Origin of the sequence: Novipirellula galeiformis (assembly GCF_007860095.1) — a bacterium.
Taxonomy (GTDB): Bacteria; Planctomycetota; Planctomycetia; order Pirellulales; family Pirellulaceae; genus Novipirellula; species Novipirellula galeiformis.
The window spans coordinates 118,456-138,331 of sequence record NZ_SJPT01000009.1 but is presented as its reverse complement, the minus strand read 5'-3'; the positions used below and the strand labels follow the sequence as shown (position 1 = coordinate 138,331).

Sequence of the window (19,876 nt, the reverse complement as noted above, 5' to 3'; positions counted from 1 at the left end):
CGGAAGGCGGGGGGGGGCACAGGAATGTATGCAAAATCTAGAGATGTCTGCGGAATCAAGGTCTGCGGAATCAAGGTCTGCGGAATCAAGGTCTGCGAAATCACAGGTCTGCGAAATCACAGGGAAACGCGAACGCGACGCAGTGAAACCCAATGATAAACGGCGAGTCGCCCGTCGAGCGACTCGCCATTGGATTGGCTTGATCACGATTTCGTGCAGCGGCGATTACAGTTGCGATTCGATCGCTTTGACGAGTTCCGCATCGTCTGGAGCGGTTCGCGGGCTGAATCGATTGATCAGGTTTCCATCGCGGTCGATTAGAAACTTTTCGAAGTTCCAGCTGACTTTGCCTTTCCCAGCGGGTTTGACGTCCTTGCTGGTCATGTACTTGTAGATCGCGGTGGCGTCTTTGCCGTTGACGTCCACTTTGCTGAACATCGGGAAGGTGACGTTGTACTTCGTCGAGCAGAACGATTTGATGTCGGCTTCGCTGCCGGGCTCTTGGCTACCAAATTGGTTGCAGGGGAAACCGAGCACGACGAAGCCTTTTTCCTCGTACTTTTTGTACAACTCTTGCAGTCCTGCGTACTGAGGGGTCAACCCGCACTCGCTCGCCGTGTTGACGATCAATACAACATTGCCCTCGTAATCTTCGAGATCAACGGTTTCGCCATCGATGTTTTTGACCTTGAAATCGAGGGCGCATTCGTGCTCATCGGCAGTCGCCATGGTCGTGAAAACTCCGCATAGGAAGGCTGTGGCAAGTAGAAAACGCATCCAGAGGCTCCGGTAGGTAGGAGGGGGGGGGAGGTTGGGGTTAGCCGTGTTAGCAGCAAAGAGATTGTTTAGAGAAAGTATAGCGAGCGAGTCAGTGGCAGCGAGCATTGTGGTGGATTAATCTCACATTGCTGCCCAAATAAAGGCAGACTTACTTGACGAAACCACTTACGATTGCCAGCATTTCGTGGTTAAGCTGCATTTCACCCCCCCCTCCAACGGACAGAGCCGGCCTTATGGAAAACCGAAAACTTCTTCTCTCTGCAGGCTTTCTGGCCTTGATTGCTGCCGGTATCGGTTTTGCCGTGCGAGCCGGGCTGCTTGATGTTTGGTCGACCCAGTACGGGTTCACCATGACCGAGTTAGGGCAAATCACCGGCGGTGGATTGCTTGGATTCGGGATCGTGATCCTCTTGGCGGGTTTTCTGACCGACTGGGTTGGGTACAAGCCGCTGATGTTGGCGGCGCTGGTGTGTCACGTGATTTCCGCGGTGATGTTGTTCTCGGCGACCCCCGTTTTTAACGCCGCCGGTAAGGATGCGGTTTACATGATCTTGTTTTGGTCCGCGTTCATTTTCGCGGTCGGTAACGGGATTTGCGAAGGAGTCATCAACCCGTTGACCGCTGCGATCTATCCGGAACAGAAGACCCATTACCTGAATATTTTGCACGCCGGTTGGCCTGCCGGATTGGTCATCGGCGGTTTGATCGTATTTTTGAAAGGCAGCGTTGGCTGGGAAATCCTGCTGGCGACCTACCTGATTCCAACCGCCATGTACGGTTTCATCGCGGTGAAGGAACGGTTCCCTCAAACCGATGCACAATCGGGGACGGTTTCTTACGGTGGCATGATTGCCAAGTTGATCGCTCCGTTTTTTGTCATTCTGTTGTTGACCCACGCCTTGGTCGGTTACGTCGAGTTGGGAACCGACAGTTGGATCAATAAAATCACCAGCAGCATTTTGAAAAGTGCAACGTTGGGCACCGCGTTGTTTATCTACACTTCGCTGTTGATGACCGGGTTGCGATTCTTTGCGGGACCGATCGTTCATAAAATTTCGTCGCTGGGGTTGCTGTTCTTCAGTGCCTGTATCGGAGCGACCGGGTTGTACTTGATTAGCATCGGAACCAACGTTTACTTCATGTTCCTTGCTGCGACCGTGTACGCGTTAGGTAAAACCTTCCTGTGGCCGACGATGTTGGGGGTGGTTGGCGAACGCTATCCGCAAAGCGCCACCGTTGCGATGGCGATGATGGGGTTTGCCGGAATGACCTCGGCTGGATTGCTGGGCGGCCCTGGAATTGGATACAAGCAAGATTACTTCTCGTCGCAGTACATCCAAGCGAACGCTCCGGAAACGTTCGAGCGAGTGAAAGCTCCTAACGAGAACCAGTTCTTGGTCTTCCCACCGATCGTCGGCATCGACGGGGCGAAAGCGGGGATGCTTGCCGATAGTGGGGCGTCGATTGAGAACGAAAAGACGATCGCCGGCGAGGAATGGTCGAGCAAGAAATTCGAGGGACTTCGCAACCAATACGATTGGTGGCAAACCAACAAGGGATATGCCCCGGTCGATGCGGCTCCGACCAGCGAAGCGGCCCTATACGGCAGTCGGATGGCGATTCGAGCGACTGCATTGGTCCCCGCGGCGATGGCGATTTTGTACTTGATTCTGATTTTCTGTTTCAAGGCACCAAAACAGAAGGGAGACGCCTCGCTCGCCGATGAAGCTCCCGGAACCGAGCTCTAAGCCCTCCCCTCGTAGCCACTTTCCCTAGGGACTCGCGAGGCACGCTCGCGTTTGTTCCTTGGCGGCGTCCGCAGGATGTAAAACTAGCCAAAGCCGGCCTCGTTACCGAAGCCGGCTTTTCTTTTAGCTCCACGGGCGTTTGCCCCCACTCAGCAAAAGCAACTCGGGCGGCTAGAATCCTGCTCGTTGACCCATTCCGTTTCCCTAGCCCCCGATCGATCTGTGCTACGCACCCATACCTGCGGACAACTCCGCAAGACTGATATTGGAACCGAAGTGACCCTCTGTGGATGGGTCGACAGCAAACGTGACCATGGCGGCGCCGTCTTTATCGATCTGCGCGATCGTTACGGGCTGACGCAGGTCGTCATGGGGCCTCCCGAAGCGGATGCCAAGTTGATTGACGAAGCGGGGCGAATCCCGGCCGAAAGCGTGATTCTGATCCGAGGCAAGGTCGCCGATCGGCTCGAGGGCAAAACAAACGATAAATTGCCTACCGGAGCGATCGAAGTTCGCTGCGAGCACGTCGAAATCCTCAACGCTTGTGCCAACCCGCCATTCACTCCCGGCCAAAGTGATATGCCAGGCGAAGATCTGCGGCTGAAGTACCGCTTCTTGGACCTGCGCCGCAAAGAGATGCAAAACGCGTTGATTCAACGCAGTCGCATCATCAAGGTGATGCGTGACTACTTTGCCGAGCACGATTTTATCGATGTGGAAACGCCGATCCTCGGTCGCAGCACTCCCGAAGGAGCTCGCGATTATTTGGTGCCCAGCCGTGTGCACGCTGGAAAATTCTACGCGTTGCCGCAATCGCCTCAGCTTTACAAGCAAATTCTGATGGTCGCCGGGTTCGATCGCTACGTGCAAGTCGCGAAGTGTTTCCGCGACGAAGACTTGCGAGCCGACCGCCAACCCGAGTTCACCCAACTCGACCTCGAAATGTCATTCGTCGATGCCGATGACATCATGGCGTTGATTGATGGCTTGGTCGCTCGGACGGCCAAAGAAGTGCTTGGCAAAGAGGTCAAAACTCCTCTTCCGCGAATGACTTACGACGAAGCGATGCGTCGCTACGGTCATGACGCACCCGATTTGCGTTTTGACATGGAGATCGTTGACGTCACCTCGGTCGCCAAGAAAACCGATTTTCGTGTTTTCCGAGCTACCGCTGATGCCGGTAACTATGTCCGTGGTATGAACGTCAAAGGGGCCGCCACGAAGTACTCGCGTCGCCAAATCGACGAAATGACCGAATACGTCAAAGAGTTCGGGGCGAAAGGTTTGGCTTGGTTCCGTGTGGAAGACGACGGCACATTGTGGAGCCCGATCAGCAAGAATTTGGACGAAGCTCATCTCGCCGAGATCAAGGAATTGATGCAGGGAGAACCGGGCGACTTGTTGATGTTCTTGGCCGATACTTGGGAAGTCACCTGTAAGGGCTTGTACGCACTTCGCAAGCGTTTAGGTGCCGAGCTGAAGCTGTACGGCCCCGATCAACTCAATTGCAGTTGGATCACCGAGTTTCCGATGTTCGAGCGTGACGAAGAATCGGGCAATTGGACGGCGATGCATCACCCCTTCACCGCTCCGTTGGCGAGCGATTTAGAAAAGCTCGAAAGCGATCCGAAGGCCTGTCGCGCGCAAGCGTATGACTTGGTCATCAACGGTAGCGAAGCGGGCGGAGGGACGATTCGAATTCACGATTCCAAGACTCAATCGAAAGTGTTTGAGTTGTTGGGGATTGATGAAGCGACCGCCGAAGATCGTTTCGGATTCTTGCTCAACGCACTTCGTTTCGGGGCACCGCCACACGGCGGGATCGCACTCGGCGTGGATCGCTGGGTGATGTTGTTGGCGGGGCTGGAGAACATTCGCGAAGTGATCGCGTTTCCGAAGACTCAAAAAGCCACCGACATGATGACCGAGGCTCCCGGCGAAGTCGATTCGGGACAACTCACCGAGCTGCACCTGCGTACCGTGGGCGTGAAGACTCAGTAGGGTTTGGAATTCGCGGAATGAAGTAACAGCGGAGGTAATGGATCTTGCTAAAGATCCATGCAGCATGGGGATCATTAGCAAGATCCACTGCGGTGTAAAATTCGATAAGTGCCTCTTCCGCAAAAAAAAAATCCCGCTCCATTGGAGCGGGATTTTTTTTCGTCTCGGGTCGCGATCGTTTGCATTCGATCGGCTTATTGCGGTCGGCGGCTGATCCAATTGTTGTCCGACAATCGCGAGATCGCTCGTTGCAAAACAGCGTCTTCACGGTCGGTGGTCATTTCACCATTGGAATTGGGGCGAGCGGCGATGTAGGTCGGTTCAACCGGCACGCTTGGGGTGACTCCGTTTAGGCTGATCGCTCGGCCGCTGGGTGAGTAGAACTTGGCCGTGGTTAGGCAAAGTCCAAACTTGGCGGATTGCATGCGGAAGATCCCTTGGACACTGCCTTTGCCGTAACTGGTCTCGCCGATCACGTCACCGCGTCCGCTGTCGGCGATCGCTCCCGCAAAAATTTCACTCGCACTCGCACTGTCGCGGTCAATCAAAACCGCTAACGGAATGTTCCAAGTGTTCGAGCGATGAGCGGTGTAATCAAAGTTCTCGCGAGCGTTGCGACCACGGGTGGTCACAATCCGTCCGTCACCGAGAAAGCGATCCGCTACTTCCACGGCCGCCGAAAGCAATCCGCCGGGATTGCCACGTACGTCCAGGATCAGCGACTTCATCCCTTGGCGGTGCAAGTCCCAGAGTGCTTGTTCGATATCGCGAGTGGTTGTTTTTTGAAAGTTCGTTAGTCGCAGGTAGCCGACACGGTTTTCGGTGTCAACGATGTGGACGTTTTCCACACAAGGCACTTCCACGCGGCGACGCTCGACTTTCAGATCATGCTTGCTTCCGTCCGCTCGCAACACGCCCAGCGAAACGAATGAGTTTTCGGGACCGCGTAACAGATCGGCCGCGTAGCCTGGGTCTGCGGAGGCGGTTTCGGTTTGTTCGACACGAATGATGCGATCGCCGCCGATCAAGCCTGCTTCCTCAGCGGGGCCGCCTGAGATCACCGATAAAATTCGCAGCGAGTCGCTTTCCGCTTTCAATTCAATCCCTAGACCGACAAAGTTGCCTTCGATGTTCGAAAACATTTCGTCGAGTTGATCGCCCGACAACAAGCGAGTGTAAGGATCGAGTGTCGATACGGCACCACTCATGAATTCCAATGCGGTGGCGGTTGGCGACAACCCAATTTCGGATTTTGCCAAAGCCGCTACATAGGCCACGTTCGCTCGCAAATCAAAGCGAGTCGCCGTGCTGCGGTTGGCCAATTGGTGATGCACGTTTTGCCGAAATCGCTCCACCGCGGCAGGGTCCGCATGGGGAAGCATTTGTTCGACGAACTTCTCTTCGGTCAATGCGACCTCTACCGCAGCGGTGCCATGCAGCATCACGCGGGCCCAATCGACGTGATCGACGTAATGGGTTTGTAAGTTGGCAAGGATCTCCGCGTACAAGTCGAGTGATTGTTCGCCGGAAAGACGCTTGACCGATTCCAAGTAGCTTGAGTCTTGGTAGCGACGGTTGACGTCATAATGCAGCTTGGCAATCGTCAATCGTTGATAGATCGACTTGCTAGCGGGATACTTTTTCGATGCCTCCTCGTAATGTCGAACCGCATCGGCCCACAATCGCTCCTGTTCGAGTTCGAGTCCGCGTTGGATCGCCTGCTGTTCTGGATGCACCGCGATCGCTTCGGCAGCGGTGACTACCTGAGCGGAAAGGGGGCTGGTGTGGCTGAGCAGCAACGCTGCGGCAACCAGACTGAAAAGATATCCAGCGGATAGACGAATAGAGATCAGGGAGATCCGATTCATACGAGCAAAATCCAGTGGAGCATCGTTCGGGAGGATCCCCTAAACATCAGGGAGGTGATGTTTAGATGAAGCTGTGCAAAGACGCTCAGACCACACAGCTACGGGAATATAGGACACAAAGGGTGCCTGGTCAAAAAAACGGTGTGCTGGAAAGATGGGAGATTCGTGCTAACCCGACCAAGCCGAAAAGTGGCGAATGGGTCGATGCAAATATTCCGATACTTCCGGTCAACTTTGAAGAGAGTGTGACCGCACAGGTGTGTTTCACGCCTGTTTCCTACCGCTGTGCCTCCACTGCACAAGAGACGACTCAGCTGTCGTCGTGGCTTCCAGTTCAAACATACGCATTGTCTAGTTCGCAGGCAACGAGATTTTGGCAGGAGCGTTGGGGTAACCAGTCAAAACGATCGACCCTGCTGATGCGATCGTGTCCTGCCGACCTGCACGCGCCCCACCGGCGGTGCGTTCCACATGCGATCGTGTAGGGGAAATGTCCCCCGAATTTGCGGATTCCGCGGGGGGTGAGGATTAGGGAAACGGGGGGCGGTTTTCCGCTACTCGGGGAGGTTGCGTCAAAGTTCTCTTCAAACGATTGGAGTTTTATGGCGATAATAGAGAAAGACTCGTCGGGCCGTGCCCGATATCGGGCACGGCCCATGCGCGTTCACTGATACCAAGTTGCACCCAATCATGCGGGGAAGGTCAGGTGATTGTCGCCGCTGGCAACGTCGCTTGCTGGTGCTCAATCGCCCCGCTTCCTCACACCATACGTGGTTCACGCCACGAGGCTCGGAGTGAGTCCGAGGAAAGTTGAGGGGTCCAAGGATGAAGTGGCGAATGCTGTTAGCCGTTGTTCTCGGCTTGTCCGTTTCATACGTGGCGACTTTTGCTCAAAGCCCGCCCGAGGCTGAGCGTCTTTCCTTAGGGCGAGCCTCGCCACAACCGGACACCTTCTTTTCAGCCAGCGGCGTGGTGCAGTTCCAGTTGATTCAAGGCCGTTTAGGGCTCAATCCCCCGCGGCATCGTAAGGGGGCTCAACAGCGGAGTGGCGAAGACGGTTATGAACGGATTATCGTCACCGCGGTACGGGGAATTCCCTCGCTGCACTATGTTTCTCATCGCTCCCATTCGGCGCCGCCCGTTTTTTCGCAGTCCCCTGCCCAACGTGCCGCCACGCTGCCCTCGGGCCAACATCTTACGCTAAGCGTGCAGGAGGCCAGCGATGTGAAGATCGATTCAGAATGGCTCAGCACGGGCGAACGTTGTGTCTTGCATCAACCTGAATTCGGAATGATTCGCTGGGAGATTACGCGTGGGGCAGACACCCAAACCTACCGCGGTACGACGCTCTTTCACCTGCGTTTGCAGGACCCCCTCGTATTTGATCTTCATTATGGGAATTTGATCTCACGGGTATTGCGGGGAGAATCGCTCGCCGAACTTTCAGATCAAATTCATGCATCGGTGCTGAGTGATCAATTCAAATTGCCGCAGATCGGTTTGGACGATGTGGCCCGGTGCGCCGAGCAACTTCGCTCGCCACGCCAAGGGGTTCGTATGTCGGCGCAACGCCAATTGTTAAGTTGGGGGACACCCGTCATTCCGATGTTGCAGCAAGTGCTTGCAACCGATTTTGATTTAGAGCAACAAACTCGTGTGATTGAGACGCTTCGCATGCTTCGTCCGCGAGTGGATGATACGCCTCGTTCGCTTGCGATGTTGATGGTCAATGACCGCGAGTTTTGGTCGTTAGCCAAAGCACGACTGAGCGAACATCAATGGATCGCGGTAAAGCAGCATCTCCAACAAGTAGGGTTGCCGGTGCTAGAGGCGGGCGAGCAACCGGTGAGCCGAGTCGCGCGGCAATCGCCCTAAACCCCAAAGCAAGATAGACGCCGGTGTCATCCCTTCTGGTCTGGGCCGCGAAAGACGCGTAACCGCCTAGGTTGCGGCTTACTCGCGGTGCTCGCAAAACCCTGCCCTGGGCTAGGTTGCTTAACGCCGTTGGCGCCAGTGAAAGCAAGCCCCAGTGAAAGCAAGCCCCAGTGAAAGCAAGCCCGTGGAATGGAGCCCGTGTAAACCATTCCGGCGACAATGCCACCGTTGGAACAGCCCAGCGTTCGCCCCGATATTTCATGACCCGACGCGTCAGGATTTAAGGTTATGAGGTTGCCGTTTTTTCCAGCTAATCATAACCCGAAGCGTAAGCGAGAGACCGAGTCACGAGTGATATTCCGTCGCGGAAAACTCGCAACTTCAAAACGTGTAAGCGAGGGATGATTGGGTGGCATGATGATTGGGTTTCATCCACCTTAGCCGCAACCCCTTGGGGTGACAGCAGCGATCATTGCGAAGCGATCATTCCGACGGGGGCCGATTGGCCAGTCGCAGATCGGCATTGGTGATCTCTTCGCCACTGATCAACGCCTGGATCTTCATCTCAACGGTGCGCTCCCCTCGTTCTTCGAGCCCCGGCGGATTGCCCCAGAACAATCGGCGATTGTCGGTGGTGGTGATTTCAAGTTGGGGGGCGTCGTTTTGTCGGGCGTCGCCATGGACTCCGATCGCGCGAATTTTGGCTTGCTCTCGAACGCTGGACAAGACGCCGGCAAGCCTCGCTGCGGCTTCTACCCGCGTGTCGCCAAATGGTCCGCCGACGACGCCGGTGGGATAGACGTCGGGCACCTCGATATGGATGTAGTCGAGCGTCTCGGATTGAGCGAACTCGGTCGTCGGCAGTAGCGTGCCGGTGCCATCGATCGGGAAAAAGAAACTGCCTGACTCGCTTTGGTTGGGTTTGAAGACATGGACCATCGCGACGGGGCGTCGATACTCGAGATGAACGTCCACGTTGCCTCCCGGCAATTTACGGACGCTGATCACTCGGCTGACCCACGGGTGGGTTGAAAACGCCGAGGCAATTTTGGCGGTCGCTTGGACATCCAGCAGCGAAAGTTGGTCGAGAGCGGTGTCGCGAAAAACGGTCTCCGACACATCGGTGCGGACATAGTTCGGGGGCGCGGTGACCTTAATTTGGTCGAGTTGGACGCCATAGAATTGCGAGGCGACGTGTTCGGCACCCCAACGATCCCAGGCCACGTAGCCGCCCACGATCAGCAACACAGGCCAAATGAAGGATAACGCCGCCGGGGCCACGATCAGCCGCCGGATCAGGTCGCGAATCGGGCGTGGGCGGTCTTCGCGATTCGATTTCATCGCCACCGGGGTTGCCTCTTACAATCCATTGTTGTTTCGTCGCACCATGCGCCGCGTCGGGGTTCGCATCGCCGAAAAATCGGTTCCGCTTGCGATCCGGTTCTCGCTGCGAGTCGGATCGCCAAGTCGCTTGTCTACCAAATCTGTAGATTCAATTGCAAGTCGATCCCCGTTTGCAGGAGCACCTGTTCACGTACGCGTTCAATCAATTTCAGGCATTGTTCGCTCGTCGCTCCGGTATGAGCGATCAAGTACTGAGGATGAGTCGTGTCGAGCGACACCTCCCCCTCGCGAACCCCCGCCAGACCACAGTTTTGGATCAACGTATTGGCGGGGATTCCATCGGGATCGACAAACGGGGTGGCGATGCGGCGTTGTTCGCTGGGGCGAGCGGCATTGCGGCTGATCCACTGTTTCTGCATCCGTTTGGTCAACGCCGAGACATCGCGGGGTTCAAGTGCGAAGGTGACCTTCAGGACCCCGAGGCCATTGAGCGACGTTTTGCGGTGGGAAAAGCCCGCTTCGTGTTGCGTTAGGACGCGGGTGGTACCGTCGTTTTCGATCACCGTAATGCTTTCCACGACCGATCCGATGTCACGGCCGCCGTTGGATACGTTGCCCACGACCGCGCCGCCGACGGTGCCGGGGATCCCGACGAGGTGTTCGAGTCCGCCTAGCCCGGCGCCGACCGATTTGATCACTGCGTGCGATAATTTCGCACCAGCGCCGGCGATCAACTTATTTTCTTCAATCGCCAATTCGCTGGTGGCTGCAGCGGCCAGCGAAATCACCAAGCCATCAAAGCCCGATTCGCGGACCAACACATTGCTACCCCCGCCGAGGATGCGGATGGCGAGCCCTGCTTCACTCGCTTCACGATAAATCCGTTGCAGCTCGGCTTCGTCGACCGGTTCCGCGAAAAAACGAGCGGGGCCGCCGATACCAAGCCAAACCAACGGTGAGAGAGGTTCGTCAGTGCGAATCAGATGGTCCAGGTCCTCAGAGAAACTCATGCTTTGGGTCTGCCTTGTTGATTTCGATTTCAGTCGATTTCGAGTACGGTCAATCGCTACACAGGATAACCGATATGACAAAAAAAAGCGTCAGTAGTGAACCGGGGTCACAACTAACGCTTCGAGTGTTTGCGGTTAATTCGATCGTAGCGAGTTAGCCTTGCCGGTCCAAGATCGCCTTTCGAATCAGCGACCGAACCGGTTGTTTCGGTTGGAAACCGATCAAGCGGCGACGATTCCACTGGCCCGACTCGGACTTGGTGAACATGATGATCTGAGGCAACAGGTTCTCACCCTTGGTGAGCTGTTGAACCAGTTCAGGCTCGAGGTCTTTATTGATGACGGCCACACAGACGTCATTTAATTCGCCCGTCTGGGCCATTTGCTTGAGCGTTGAGTTCTTCAAGACTTGGCATGCCGGGCACCAATCGGCGCTGACAATGACCATTAGCGGCTTGTTTTCTTCAATCGATTGCTTGTAAACCGAAGCGTAGTTCTGCTGCATCTGTTGTTCGCTTGTCACGGTGGACAAAATCAAAGCGAAAAGCAACGAAACCATTCCAGACTCCCTAGATTTTGGATGAACATCTCCTGTGGGCGGCGGCACTCTGCCGACCGGATCGAGAAATCATCGCAATGACCGCTCGTTCAAAAGTGAATTAGGAGAACCACAAGGATGTTGAGACAAGATTCCTTCGCTGGCACCTTAGCCACTTCCATGATTCAGTCGTCGTCTCCGGTCGCCTCGCGATCGGATCCTGGTTTTCAGTGAATTTCGCCCACGAGACGCAATTCTGCTTTACGCTGCTGAAAACTAACTGTTGGCTAAGGTGGGGCTTGCTTGAGAAGGAATGCCGCGATCGGGTGAATTCAATCGTTCCCTCGATTGAGCCCCAAACGCACACAATTGCATATCGCTTCCTAAGCTTGCCTATCTCACCGAATCCACTTGCTAGCTAAACTAGTCCATGTTTGCCGGTTCGTGGTTACCGGTGAGTTGGGAGGATTCTATGGATGCGTTTGGCGGTCACAAGGGTGACCCGAGCGAAATCGAGAAATTTGATCTTGATGGAGAATCTTGATTTTGTTCTTTAGAACTTTGTTTTTTGGGGGCTGCAACGCTAAACTGTTGTTCGTAAACGGTTTCGGGCGTGCCAAAGCACTGTGCTAAGTTGCCGCACCCACCTGCATTCGGCTCGGGAAAATTTTTCAGAAGTCGGTATTGTGCTGCGGTTTTCTGGGAAGGCGGGGCGCTTTGGGACCTTTTTCGCCGCGTTCTCGCTGACACGAACTTTCGTTCGATTGGAAATGTATGAAGCTTCGCATCGGATTGATTGGGCTGGGGGACGCTTGGCAAACCCGCCATCGGCCTGCGTTGCAGATGTTGCAGGACCGGTTTGATGTGCGTGCGGTCTTTAGCACCGTGTCGAAATTAGCGGAGAACGCCGCTGCCGATTTCCAGGCGGATCCGGTCGATGGCTACCAAGCTCTCGTCTCGCGTTGTGACATCGATGCGGTCTTGGTGTTGCAGCGTAGTTGGCTCGGATGGTTGCCGATGTTGGCGGCTTGTGATGCGGGCAAGGCGATTTATTGGGCCGGCGACTTGGATTTTGATCCTGTCGAAGCGGGGAAAATTCGCGATGTGATCGACCGCAGTGGCGTCGCGTTCATGACCGAGTTCCCGAAGCGGTTTGCCCCGGCAACCCTGCGAATGAAGGAGTTGATTGCAACCCATCTGGGGCCTCCGCGTCTCGTCTTTTGCCATCGTCGCGTGCAAGTCGATCCCGCCCCCCCCAAGGCCAACATCGTGGGGGTGAACCCGTTACAGCAAGAGTTGATCGAATTAATTGATTGGTGTCGCTACGTCGTGGGGCGTGAACCGCAGTCCGTTGTCTCGACGGGGCTCAGCCATACCTCGCCGGCCGATTACGAATGCATGAGTCTGCAATTTGCTGGCGAGAAAGCGAAGCCGGCTGTTACCGCCCAGATCAGTTGCGGTAGTTACATTCGTCCGACGTGGCACGAAGCGGTTAGTTTTCGGCCTCCATCGGCGATGCAGATCTGTTGCGAACGTGGCGTGGCCTTTATCGATCTGCCCTCCACGTTGGTGTGGTTTGACGATGCCGGCCGACATGTCGAATCATTGGAAACCGAGTTGCCCGTGGGCCAACAATTGTTGACGCAGTTCTATCGAGCGGTCACCAGTTTGGTGCGAAACATGAGCGACTTGAATGACGTCTATTGTGCCAGCAGTATCTTGGTGGCGGCACGCGAGAGTTCGCGTACCGGGCAACGCAAGGATTTAAAAATGCGGTAGCACGCATAGCCTGGGGCGCGAGCCCCCAGGCTTTATGCTGTCGCCACGGTCGTGGCTAAAAACACCATTTCAAAACGGACGCATCGGGTTGGGAGACTGTTTTCTTTCGGCCGCCTTATCGAGGCATGCGGGGGGCGGTGAAGGCGGCGATGGGAGCCGAGCCGATCGAAGTCATCGATCGAGTTGCCAGCCCCGCCGAGGCAAACAACCGCTTCATCCCCACCATCAAACGGTGCCACATTTCAATCGTTTCAGGGGTGCCGATTTGGATCGCATCGTCACGGTGAAAGCCTTGTTCGCTAATGCGCACCGACGGTTCGAGGTGCAGCAACGCTTCGATCATCAAATGATCTCGGCAATCTTGCTCGCTGAGTCCGCTGTCGTCGTAAATCCACAAATGGGTTTGCAGCATCTGGTCCAGTGCGTTCATTGCCGCCGACTCCGCCGAATCAGCAGCTAGAATGGTTTCGATCGAGCCACATTGAACGTAGAACTTAGCCATGAGATTTTCTTCCGTGATAGCGTGGAGGTCGTTTGCGTGTCACCCCGTACCGTTGGGCGACATGAATAGAATCGCAGGCGGCTGGACACGTCTGGTCACAACGAACACGAAAGCCGAAAGAAAATTTGAGAATTGGTGAAAACACGGTGTTTTAGCCGTCTTTTCTGCCTCACACCTAGCAGGACGTGCCGTTATTCAGTCATCGTTTCGTAACGATTTACGTCCTGACTTCACTCTCCGCTAACGCTGTTAGGGGGGCGGCGTGGATCTCGCGAACGCGGTTGATTCTCAACAATTGTCAGTCACGATCGCGACGATCGTCGTGAGCATCATTGGCCTTCGTGGCGATCGTGACGAAGGCAAGCATGAGGGGGATAGCACAGCCCGTTGAGCCCGACGAGTGGCGAACGCCGCGGTGTTTGGAATCCCACGTCAATTTTCAAAATTGCTCGAGCGCCAAAACGGCGAATCGCTTCAACCGTCATTCCTAGCTGTAGCGCAGCACGGGGCCAATGATTAGGGCCATTGCTTGGCCTTCGGCCCCCCCCCAAACGCATCGCAATCACGTCACTTCAAAACGGACGCGTCGGGTATAGAGGTAACGCGTCCTTCGGGCGAAGTGACGCTGTCCAGCGAGAGCGATTTGAGAAATGACGTAGGTAAAAAATGTAGCTGCGTTCACCAGAACGTGGTCCACACTCTGGCGACGGTAGCTACATCAAAGATGAAAATGTGCTAGTTCCCTGTGGTGTATTGATCGGGGCCGCCCGCGATTGGCATGTGTTCGTACTTGACGACTTTCCACTGATCGTTGGAGTCTTTTTGGAATCGCAGCAGCAAGCGACGTGGAATACGAAAGTCGCGGATGCTCCCGCTCTTGCTGCTGACGTCGACTTTCACACTCATGTCGACATCGGCCTCCAACGGATAGCTGCCCTGGGCGATCGTGATGCTGCGAATGCGATTCACCCGCGCGAGGCTGAAGACATAGTTCGGCAACTCTTGCGCCGCCTGGGCCTTGGCGTTCGGATCGTTGATGTACGCTAGCGCCGCGTCGTGATCGTTGGCTTCCACCGCCGCAGCGACTTCGTAAATGATCGCCTCGATTTGTTCGCGATCGGTGACCATCATCGATGAAACGATCCAGACCGTGGGGATCAACAATAAAAAGACAAGCCCCAGAATCGCGGCGGCTCGTTTGCCTGTTTGGGTCCACCCGTAAAGTAAGGCACCGCCGATCAGGCCGACCATCAACGAAATGAGAAGCGGTTGTTCAGCAAGGACTTGCATCGTCACGGAGTCTCTGGATTGGGGGGGCAAATCGAATGTCGGCAAAGGGAGCAAGCAGGCATCTCTCGTGTGCTGCCTGCGCCGTTTGGGTGTTAACCACCGTTCCCGCGTTTTGCTGGAGCTAACGCCTAACGGCGAAGCGAATCACAGCGGATCAATGTAGCCTACTCGATTGTCGAGGCGGCCATGAAAAAAGGGGCGATGTTCTTAAAACATCGCCCCTTCAAAATCGTCACAAGCGAGTGTCGCTTTTCGGAGACAAATCGTCCCCAGGCGATCGCTAACGATTTACGATCGTTTTTGGAACAACGGTCCGCCGTATTGAGCGGCATCGCCAAGCATCTCTTCGATACGTAGCAATTGGTTGTACTTGGCCATCCGGTCACTGCGGCTTGCCGAACCGGTTTTGATTTGTCCGGTGGAGAGCGCGACGGCGAGATCCGCGATGGTCGCGTCTTCGGTTTCACCGCTACGGTGACTCGTCACAGCGGTGTAGCCATTGCGGTTGGCAAGTTGGATTGCATCGATCGTTTCGGTCAACGTTCCGATCTGGTTGACCTTGATCAGAATGCTGTTGGCAATGCCTTCGTTGATACCGCGTTGGAGTCGTTCGACGTTGGTGACGAACAAATCGTCGCCGACCAATTGAACTTTGTCGCCCAATTTCAGGGTCAACTTTTTCCAGGTGTCCCAATCGTCTTCGTCGCAGCCATCTTCGATGCTGCAGATCGGGTACTTGTTGCACCAATCGGCAAAGAAGTCGACCATTTCGTCGCCCGACAATTCTTTCTTGTCGATCGTGTACTTCTTCGTCGAGCTGTCGTAGAACTCGGTCGAAGCGGCGTCCAAGGCGATGAAGACTTGTTCTCCAGCCTTGTAGCCCGCTTTGTCGATCGCGGTCATGATCACGTCGAGCGCTTCTTGGTTGCTCTTCAAGTCGGGAGCAAAGCCACCTTCGTCGCCCACGGCGGTGCTGTAGCCCTTGTCGGACAACACTTTCTTCAAGTTGTGGAACACTTCGGTGCCACAGCGAAGGGCGTCGCTGAAACGCTCGAAGCCGAGTGGCATGACCATGAATTCTTGGATGTCGACACCGTTGTCGGCGTGTTCACCCCCATTGATGATGTTCATCATCGGCGCGGGCAACAATCGAGCACCGGCACCCCCGAGGTAGCGGTAGAGCGGTTGGCCGGTCGAAGCGGCGGCGGCGTGCGCGACAGCGAGTGAAACGCCGAGGATCGCATTGGCACCGAGGTTCTTCTTGTTGGGAGTACCGTCAAGTTCGAGCATCGTGGCATCGACGGCCGCTTGATCGGTGGCGTCGAGTCCTTCGAGCGCTTCGGAGATTTGGGTGTTGACGTTATTGACCGCCGTTTGGACACCTTTGCCCATGAAGACCGATTTGTCGCCGTCGCGAAGTTCCCATGCTTCGTGAGCACCGGTGCTCGCTCCGCTGGGGACTGCAGCACGTCCGTGAGCGCCGTCGCTCAGCAGGACTTCGCATTCGACCGTTGGGTTTCCGCGGCTATCAAGGATTTGCCGCGCGTGAATTGCTTCGATCAGAGTCATCTGGGGGCCTCGTAGGTTTTGCTGAAAGAGGAGTATTGTCGAAAAAGTGGGTAAGTTGTTTGGTAAATGCGGCGAATCGCAGCGGACTGCGTTGTGCAAACCGTCGGCATTTTGTCCAATGCGGCACGCTGTGGCTACCCGTCACTGAATCCAAAACGGGGCTGGTTGCCTGCAAATCGGTTGCCTGCAAATCGGTTGCCTCCAAATCTTTCCTCGCCAGAGAATTTATAGACTGATGTTCACGGGACTTGTCGAAACGGTCGGACGTATTTCTGAGATCCGAATCGAGGCACCGGGAAGGCAATTCCAAATTGAGGCCGCTGCGATTTGCGAAGGAGTCCAAATCGGAGACAGTATTGCGATTAATGGTTGTTGCTTGACCGTTATCGAAATCAATGGCGGTCGGCTCCGCTTTGAAGCGGGGGCCGAAACCCTCTCGCGAACCAATTTGGGGCAGCTCGAGGTCGACAGTCCTGTCAATTTGGAGCGATCGTTGGCGGTCGGAGATCGATTGGGAGGCCACTATGTGACCGGCCATATCGACACCGTGGTGACCCTAAAAGAGCGCCGAGACGATCCCCCTTGGGCGAATTTATATTTTTCGGTACCCGAAAATTGGATCTCTCAGATCGCGTCCAAAGGCAGCGTCGCGGTCGACGGGGTAAGCTTAACCGTGGTGGATGTGGAAAGTGACTGCTTTAGTGTGGCGTTGATTCCCCACACGTTGGATCAAACGACGCTGGGACGCTTGGTGATCGGCGACCGCGTCAACTTGGAAACGGACGTCTTGGCCAAATACGTCCAACGTTCACTCGAATGCAGCAAATCTTAATCGCACCCCGTTTCGTTACTGCCATTGCTTTTTCGTTACCGTCATTGCTTTGCTTTTCCGCTAAACGCTCCTGAACCCCATTTCAACGTCCACTTTGATCATTGTCACTTTGATCGATCGTTGTCACTAGAAACCCAAAGACTCTAAGCACGTGAACCAGCCACGACAAACCGCATCGTATCTTTCCAAGCGACTCACCGCCGCCGGGCTGCAACCGGTCTCGCGATATGGCCAAAACTTTTTGATCGACCTGAATCTTGTCGACCTGATTGCGAATTCAGCGGAACTGCGCAAGGACGACGTCGTGTTAGAGGTGGGCACCGGGGTCGGTTCGTTGACCTCGCGATTGTCCGATGCCGCCGGAGCGGTGTTGACGATCGAGATTGATGCAAACTTGCATCGTTTAGCGAAGGAAGAAGTGGGGTGGCGGCCCAATGTACGGTTGCTGCACGGTGATGCATTGCACAATAAAAACACCCTGCGTCCCGACATGATGGTACAGATTCGCGACGCGATGCAGCGCATCGGTGACGACGCTCGCTTCTTGCTCGTGGCGAATTTGCCTTACAACGTCGCGACGCCGATCATTAGCAACTTGATGCTCGAAACTCCCTCGCCCGATGTCGTGGTCGCGACGATTCAAAAAGAACTCGGCGATCGAATTATCGCGGAACCCGGCAGCAAGGATTACGGAGCGCTGAGCGTTTGGTTGCAATCGTTATGCAAATGCAGCATCGTTCGCATCCTGTCCCCCAAAGTGTTCTGGCCGCGACCCAACGTCGATTCAGCTATCATCCGCTTGGATGCCCAGCCCGAGTGGCGCGCACAAATTCCGGATCTACGCTACTTTCATGAAACGGTCCGCGCGCTGTTCTTTCACCGCCGCAAGTTCCTGCGCAGCGTCGTCGTCAGCGGCATGAAGGGGCGGTTGGATAAACGGCAAGTCGACGAAGTGCTCGGCGCGCTCGGGCATTCCGAAAACGCGAGAACGGAAGAGTTGCCCGTTGCCGAAATTCAGAAATTGGTGGAAGGGCTGCGGCAAGCCGAACTGAAAGCACAAGCCGACGCGTAGCGTCAACGCGGCCTAGGGAATCAGCGACGGATCGTCGCCTGCGCGTTGCTAAACGAGTTCGCTAAACGAGTTCGCTAAACGAGTTCGCTAAACGTTGTTGCGATCAATGCGGTTGCGATCAATGCGGGCGTTGCAGACTGGGGTGACGTTGGAGACGGATTCCAGCCGCGGTTTCGCTCGAACACGCTACGGTGCCGAGACGACCAGCACCGCGTCGCTCCAACGAACGTGCACTCCAGCTTGTAAGGCCACTTCGGCAACCAATTGGCGCAGCGACGCTTGCTCCATGCTCATCGTGATCAATTTGCCGCAGGCCGCTTCGGCCGACGCTTCGATTTGACAGGCACGGCCCGCGGCGCCCGCCAACTTGGTGAACACTTGGCTGGCCGGGGTGTACTGCAGCTTGAGCGTCAAGTTCGCATTGTCGAGATCGACGTTGGCGGCTTGCTTTGCCGATTGGCTGATCAAAAACGCTTCGATCCCAGCTCGGTGGGCTGCCGCGGTGGCGGTCACCTCCGTTTCCATCGCCCGAATTTCTTGCCCCGCTCTCCTCACGTTGCTTTGTCGGTCGATGCTACGAATCGCAGCGATCACGGGAGTCCGATTGGCATCGAGCCGATAGCGGAGGGCAAAGCGTTTTTCGCTAGGGGGCGAGTTCGCCGCCGCTGCCGGCGAATCGAATTGGCTAACGACCAACGTCTTGGCGACGTTCGGGGCGATCGATTTCCAATCGGCCGCAGCCCACAAGTCGTGGGGCAGTTCATCGGCCGGCTCGGCTTTACCGCTGGCGCGTGCGATCAAACGCAACGCCTCGGTCGGCGTGGTCGCCTCGGACCACTGGACATCGATCCGGGACGATTCAGCCGATTCCGATGCGGACGCAACGGACAAGATCGCTTCGCTTGTCGCATCGATCCATGCCGGGCGTCCGACGATGATCACGCCTGCGATGGGCATCACCACGCAATCTTGCGCCTGGGCGACGCGTTGGATTCCCGCAAACACCGTGGGCCCAATCGATCCCACGTTCACGATGGACGACGGATCCACGCGGCGATCCAGAATGACGGGGATCTCCACGCGATCAGCCAAGTCCGTTAACGCGATTCGAAACGGTTTGCCATCGACGATCGCGCGACTGCCTGCGGACAGCTTGGCGTAGAACGGATTGGCAAGCGAAACGGAGTCCGAAGACGTTGGTGGCTGCTGCCCAAGCGTGGTTTGTTGAGGTTGGGAAATCCCCCAAAGTAACAGCGTTGTTAAAATAGCGAAGGTTTTCATTGCTGAGTTGAGAGGCGAGAGTGACGCGTTAGGGAGCGGCCGACTGCGGAGAATCAAATCACAGGTCCGAGCGGGCTTTGTCGCACCACGTGGGGCATCGATCGTGAGTGTCCGATCGAATTACCACTCGCGGCGATAAGTTAGAGTTTGCTTGGTTGCCGAGGGCATTAGCGGCAACTAGACTCGCAGGAACTGAACATGATTCTACGCGAAATCACGATGTTTCGCGATTCAGACGTGCGGAAGATCCAAGGAGGGATGGCTGCGGGGTGGCGGGGGGCGGATGCGTTTGTGACGCAGGCCTCCGAGACGTTATCGCTTGCCGCCCCCAGTCGCTTGCGTAACATGCCAGTCGCACTGCGAAACATGACTCGCGGCTGACCTCTG

The 19,876-nt window shown here is 55.8% G+C and carries 16 protein-coding genes; 7 read left to right on the top strand and 9 right to left on the bottom strand.

Going from position 1 to position 19,876, the window contains the following annotated elements; all coding sequences use genetic code 11:
* Window positions 1-225: 225 nt before the first annotated feature.
* Complete coding sequence (locus tag Pla52o_RS21650; RefSeq protein WP_146596723.1) at window positions 226-777, bottom strand: glutathione peroxidase; 552 nt, start codon at window positions 775-777, stop codon at window positions 226-228.
* Between the two features lie 236 nt (window positions 778-1,013).
* Here Pla52o_RS21650 and Pla52o_RS21645 point away from each other — a divergent pair, with 236 nt between their 5' ends.
* Both Pla52o_RS21645 and aspS read left to right on the top strand, forming a co-directional pair.
* Window positions 1,014-2,528, top strand: coding sequence for an MFS transporter (locus Pla52o_RS21645; protein ID WP_146596722.1), 1,515 nt, complete (start codon window positions 1,014-1,016; stop codon window positions 2,526-2,528).
* Window positions 2,529-2,750: 222 nt separating this feature from the next.
* Window positions 2,751-4,529 (top strand): aspartate--tRNA ligase, encoded by a 1,779-nt coding sequence (gene aspS / locus Pla52o_RS21640; protein ID WP_146596721.1) that lies wholly within the window; start codon window positions 2,751-2,753, stop codon window positions 4,527-4,529.
* Between the two features lie 194 nt (window positions 4,530-4,723).
* Here aspS and Pla52o_RS21635 read toward each other — a convergent pair whose 3' ends face one another.
* The gene (locus tag Pla52o_RS21635) at window positions 4,724-6,397 is read right to left on the bottom strand and encodes a S41 family peptidase (RefSeq protein ID WP_146596720.1); all 1,674 of its coding nucleotides are present in this window, start codon (window positions 6,395-6,397) and stop codon (window positions 4,724-4,726) included.
* 825 nt (window positions 6,398-7,222) lie between these two features.
* On the opposite strand from Pla52o_RS21635, the gene Pla52o_RS21630 reads away from it, so the two are divergent.
* Complete coding sequence (locus tag Pla52o_RS21630) at window positions 7,223-8,272, top strand: hypothetical protein (protein WP_146596719.1); 1,050 nt, start codon at window positions 7,223-7,225, stop codon at window positions 8,270-8,272.
* A 483-nt stretch (window positions 8,273-8,755) separates the two neighbouring features.
* On the opposite strand, the gene Pla52o_RS21625 is transcribed toward Pla52o_RS21630, so the two are convergent.
* From Pla52o_RS21625 to Pla52o_RS21615, 3 genes are all read right to left on the bottom strand, one after another.
* Window positions 8,756-9,613, bottom strand: coding sequence for a cell division protein FtsQ/DivIB (locus Pla52o_RS21625; protein WP_231612557.1), 858 nt, complete (start codon window positions 9,611-9,613; stop codon window positions 8,756-8,758).
* Window positions 9,614-9,747: 134 nt separating this feature from the next.
* Window positions 9,748-10,626, bottom strand: a complete 879-nt coding sequence (gene murB, locus Pla52o_RS21620) for a UDP-N-acetylmuramate dehydrogenase (RefSeq protein ID WP_146596717.1) — start codon at window positions 10,624-10,626, stop codon at window positions 9,748-9,750.
* 154 nt (window positions 10,627-10,780) lie between these two features.
* Entirely contained in the window at window positions 10,781-11,185 is a 405-nt protein-coding gene (locus Pla52o_RS21615; protein ID WP_146596716.1) for a thioredoxin family protein, read from the bottom strand.
* 753 nt (window positions 11,186-11,938) lie between these two features.
* On the opposite strand from Pla52o_RS21615, the gene Pla52o_RS21610 reads away from it, so the two are divergent.
* Complete coding sequence (locus Pla52o_RS21610) at window positions 11,939-12,943, top strand: Gfo/Idh/MocA family protein (protein WP_146596715.1); 1,005 nt, start codon at window positions 11,939-11,941, stop codon at window positions 12,941-12,943.
* 115 nt (window positions 12,944-13,058) lie between these two features.
* Here the strand turns inward: Pla52o_RS21610 and Pla52o_RS21605 are convergent, their stop codons facing one another.
* The 3 genes from Pla52o_RS21605 to eno form a co-directional block, all read right to left on the bottom strand.
* A complete protein-coding gene (locus Pla52o_RS21605; protein WP_146596714.1) occupies window positions 13,059-13,445 on the bottom strand; it encodes a hypothetical protein in 387 nt (128 codons plus the stop codon).
* Between the two features lie 735 nt (window positions 13,446-14,180).
* Window positions 14,181-14,735, bottom strand: a complete 555-nt coding sequence (locus Pla52o_RS21600; protein WP_146596713.1) for a hypothetical protein — start codon at window positions 14,733-14,735, stop codon at window positions 14,181-14,183.
* Between the two features lie 288 nt (window positions 14,736-15,023).
* A complete protein-coding gene (eno, locus tag Pla52o_RS21595; RefSeq protein ID WP_146596712.1) occupies window positions 15,024-16,304 on the bottom strand; it encodes a phosphopyruvate hydratase in 1,281 nt (426 codons plus the stop codon).
* Window positions 16,305-16,539: 235 nt separating this feature from the next.
* Here eno and Pla52o_RS21590 point away from each other — a divergent pair, with 235 nt between their 5' ends.
* Together Pla52o_RS21590 and rsmA are read left to right on the top strand one after the other, a co-directional pair.
* The gene (locus Pla52o_RS21590; protein WP_146596711.1) at window positions 16,540-17,136 is read left to right on the top strand and encodes a riboflavin synthase; all 597 of its coding nucleotides are present in this window, start codon (window positions 16,540-16,542) and stop codon (window positions 17,134-17,136) included.
* Between the two features lie 151 nt (window positions 17,137-17,287).
* Window positions 17,288-18,208, top strand: coding sequence for a 16S rRNA (adenine(1518)-N(6)/adenine(1519)-N(6))-dimethyltransferase RsmA (gene rsmA / locus Pla52o_RS21585; RefSeq protein ID WP_146596710.1), 921 nt, complete (start codon window positions 17,288-17,290; stop codon window positions 18,206-18,208).
* Window positions 18,209-18,394: 186 nt separating this feature from the next.
* Here the strand turns inward: rsmA and Pla52o_RS21580 are convergent, their stop codons facing one another.
* Window positions 18,395-19,489, bottom strand: a complete 1,095-nt coding sequence (locus Pla52o_RS21580; RefSeq protein WP_146596709.1) for a hypothetical protein — start codon at window positions 19,487-19,489, stop codon at window positions 18,395-18,397.
* A gap of 198 nt (window positions 19,490-19,687) precedes the next feature.
* On the opposite strand from Pla52o_RS21580, the gene Pla52o_RS21575 reads away from it, so the two are divergent.
* Window positions 19,688-19,870 carry a hypothetical protein gene (locus Pla52o_RS21575; protein WP_146596708.1) on the top strand — a complete coding sequence of 61 codons (183 nt, stop codon included), beginning with the start codon at window positions 19,688-19,690 and terminating at the stop codon, window positions 19,868-19,870.
* Window positions 19,871-19,876: the final 6 nt, after the last annotated feature.

Excerpts from the sequence above, each read along its gene's own strand:
- Pla52o_RS21650 (WP_146596723.1), bottom strand. The coding sequence starts at position 777 with ATGCGTTTTCTACTTGCCACAGCCTTCCTATGCGGAGTTTTCACGACC.
- Pla52o_RS21645 (WP_146596722.1), top strand. The coding sequence starts at position 1,014 with ATGGAAAACCGAAAACTTCTTCTCTCTGCAGGCTTTCTGGCCTTGATT.
- Pla52o_RS21635 (WP_146596720.1), bottom strand. The coding sequence starts at position 6,397 with ATGAATCGGATCTCCCTGATCTCTATTCGTCTATCCGCTGGATATCTT.
- Pla52o_RS21630 (WP_146596719.1), top strand. The coding sequence starts at position 7,223 with ATGAAGTGGCGAATGCTGTTAGCCGTTGTTCTCGGCTTGTCCGTTTCA.
- Pla52o_RS21625 (WP_231612557.1), bottom strand. The coding sequence starts at position 9,613 with ATGAAATCGAATCGCGAAGACCGCCCACGCCCGATTCGCGACCTGATC.
- murB (WP_146596717.1), bottom strand. The coding sequence starts at position 10,626 with ATGAGTTTCTCTGAGGACCTGGACCATCTGATTCGCACTGACGAACCT.
- Pla52o_RS21615 (WP_146596716.1), bottom strand. The coding sequence starts at position 11,185 with ATGGTTTCGTTGCTTTTCGCTTTGATTTTGTCCACCGTGACAAGCGAA.
- Pla52o_RS21610 (WP_146596715.1), top strand. The coding sequence starts at position 11,939 with ATGAAGCTTCGCATCGGATTGATTGGGCTGGGGGACGCTTGGCAAACC.
- Pla52o_RS21605 (WP_146596714.1), bottom strand. The coding sequence starts at position 13,445 with ATGGCTAAGTTCTACGTTCAATGTGGCTCGATCGAAACCATTCTAGCT.
- Pla52o_RS21600 (WP_146596713.1), bottom strand. The coding sequence starts at position 14,735 with ATGCAAGTCCTTGCTGAACAACCGCTTCTCATTTCGTTGATGGTCGGC.
- eno (WP_146596712.1), bottom strand. The coding sequence starts at position 16,304 with ATGACTCTGATCGAAGCAATTCACGCGCGGCAAATCCTTGATAGCCGC.
- Pla52o_RS21590 (WP_146596711.1), top strand. The coding sequence starts at position 16,540 with ATGTTCACGGGACTTGTCGAAACGGTCGGACGTATTTCTGAGATCCGA.
- Pla52o_RS21580 (WP_146596709.1), bottom strand. The coding sequence starts at position 19,489 with ATGAAAACCTTCGCTATTTTAACAACGCTGTTACTTTGGGGGATTTCC.
- Pla52o_RS21575 (WP_146596708.1), top strand. The coding sequence starts at position 19,688 with ATGATTCTACGCGAAATCACGATGTTTCGCGATTCAGACGTGCGGAAG.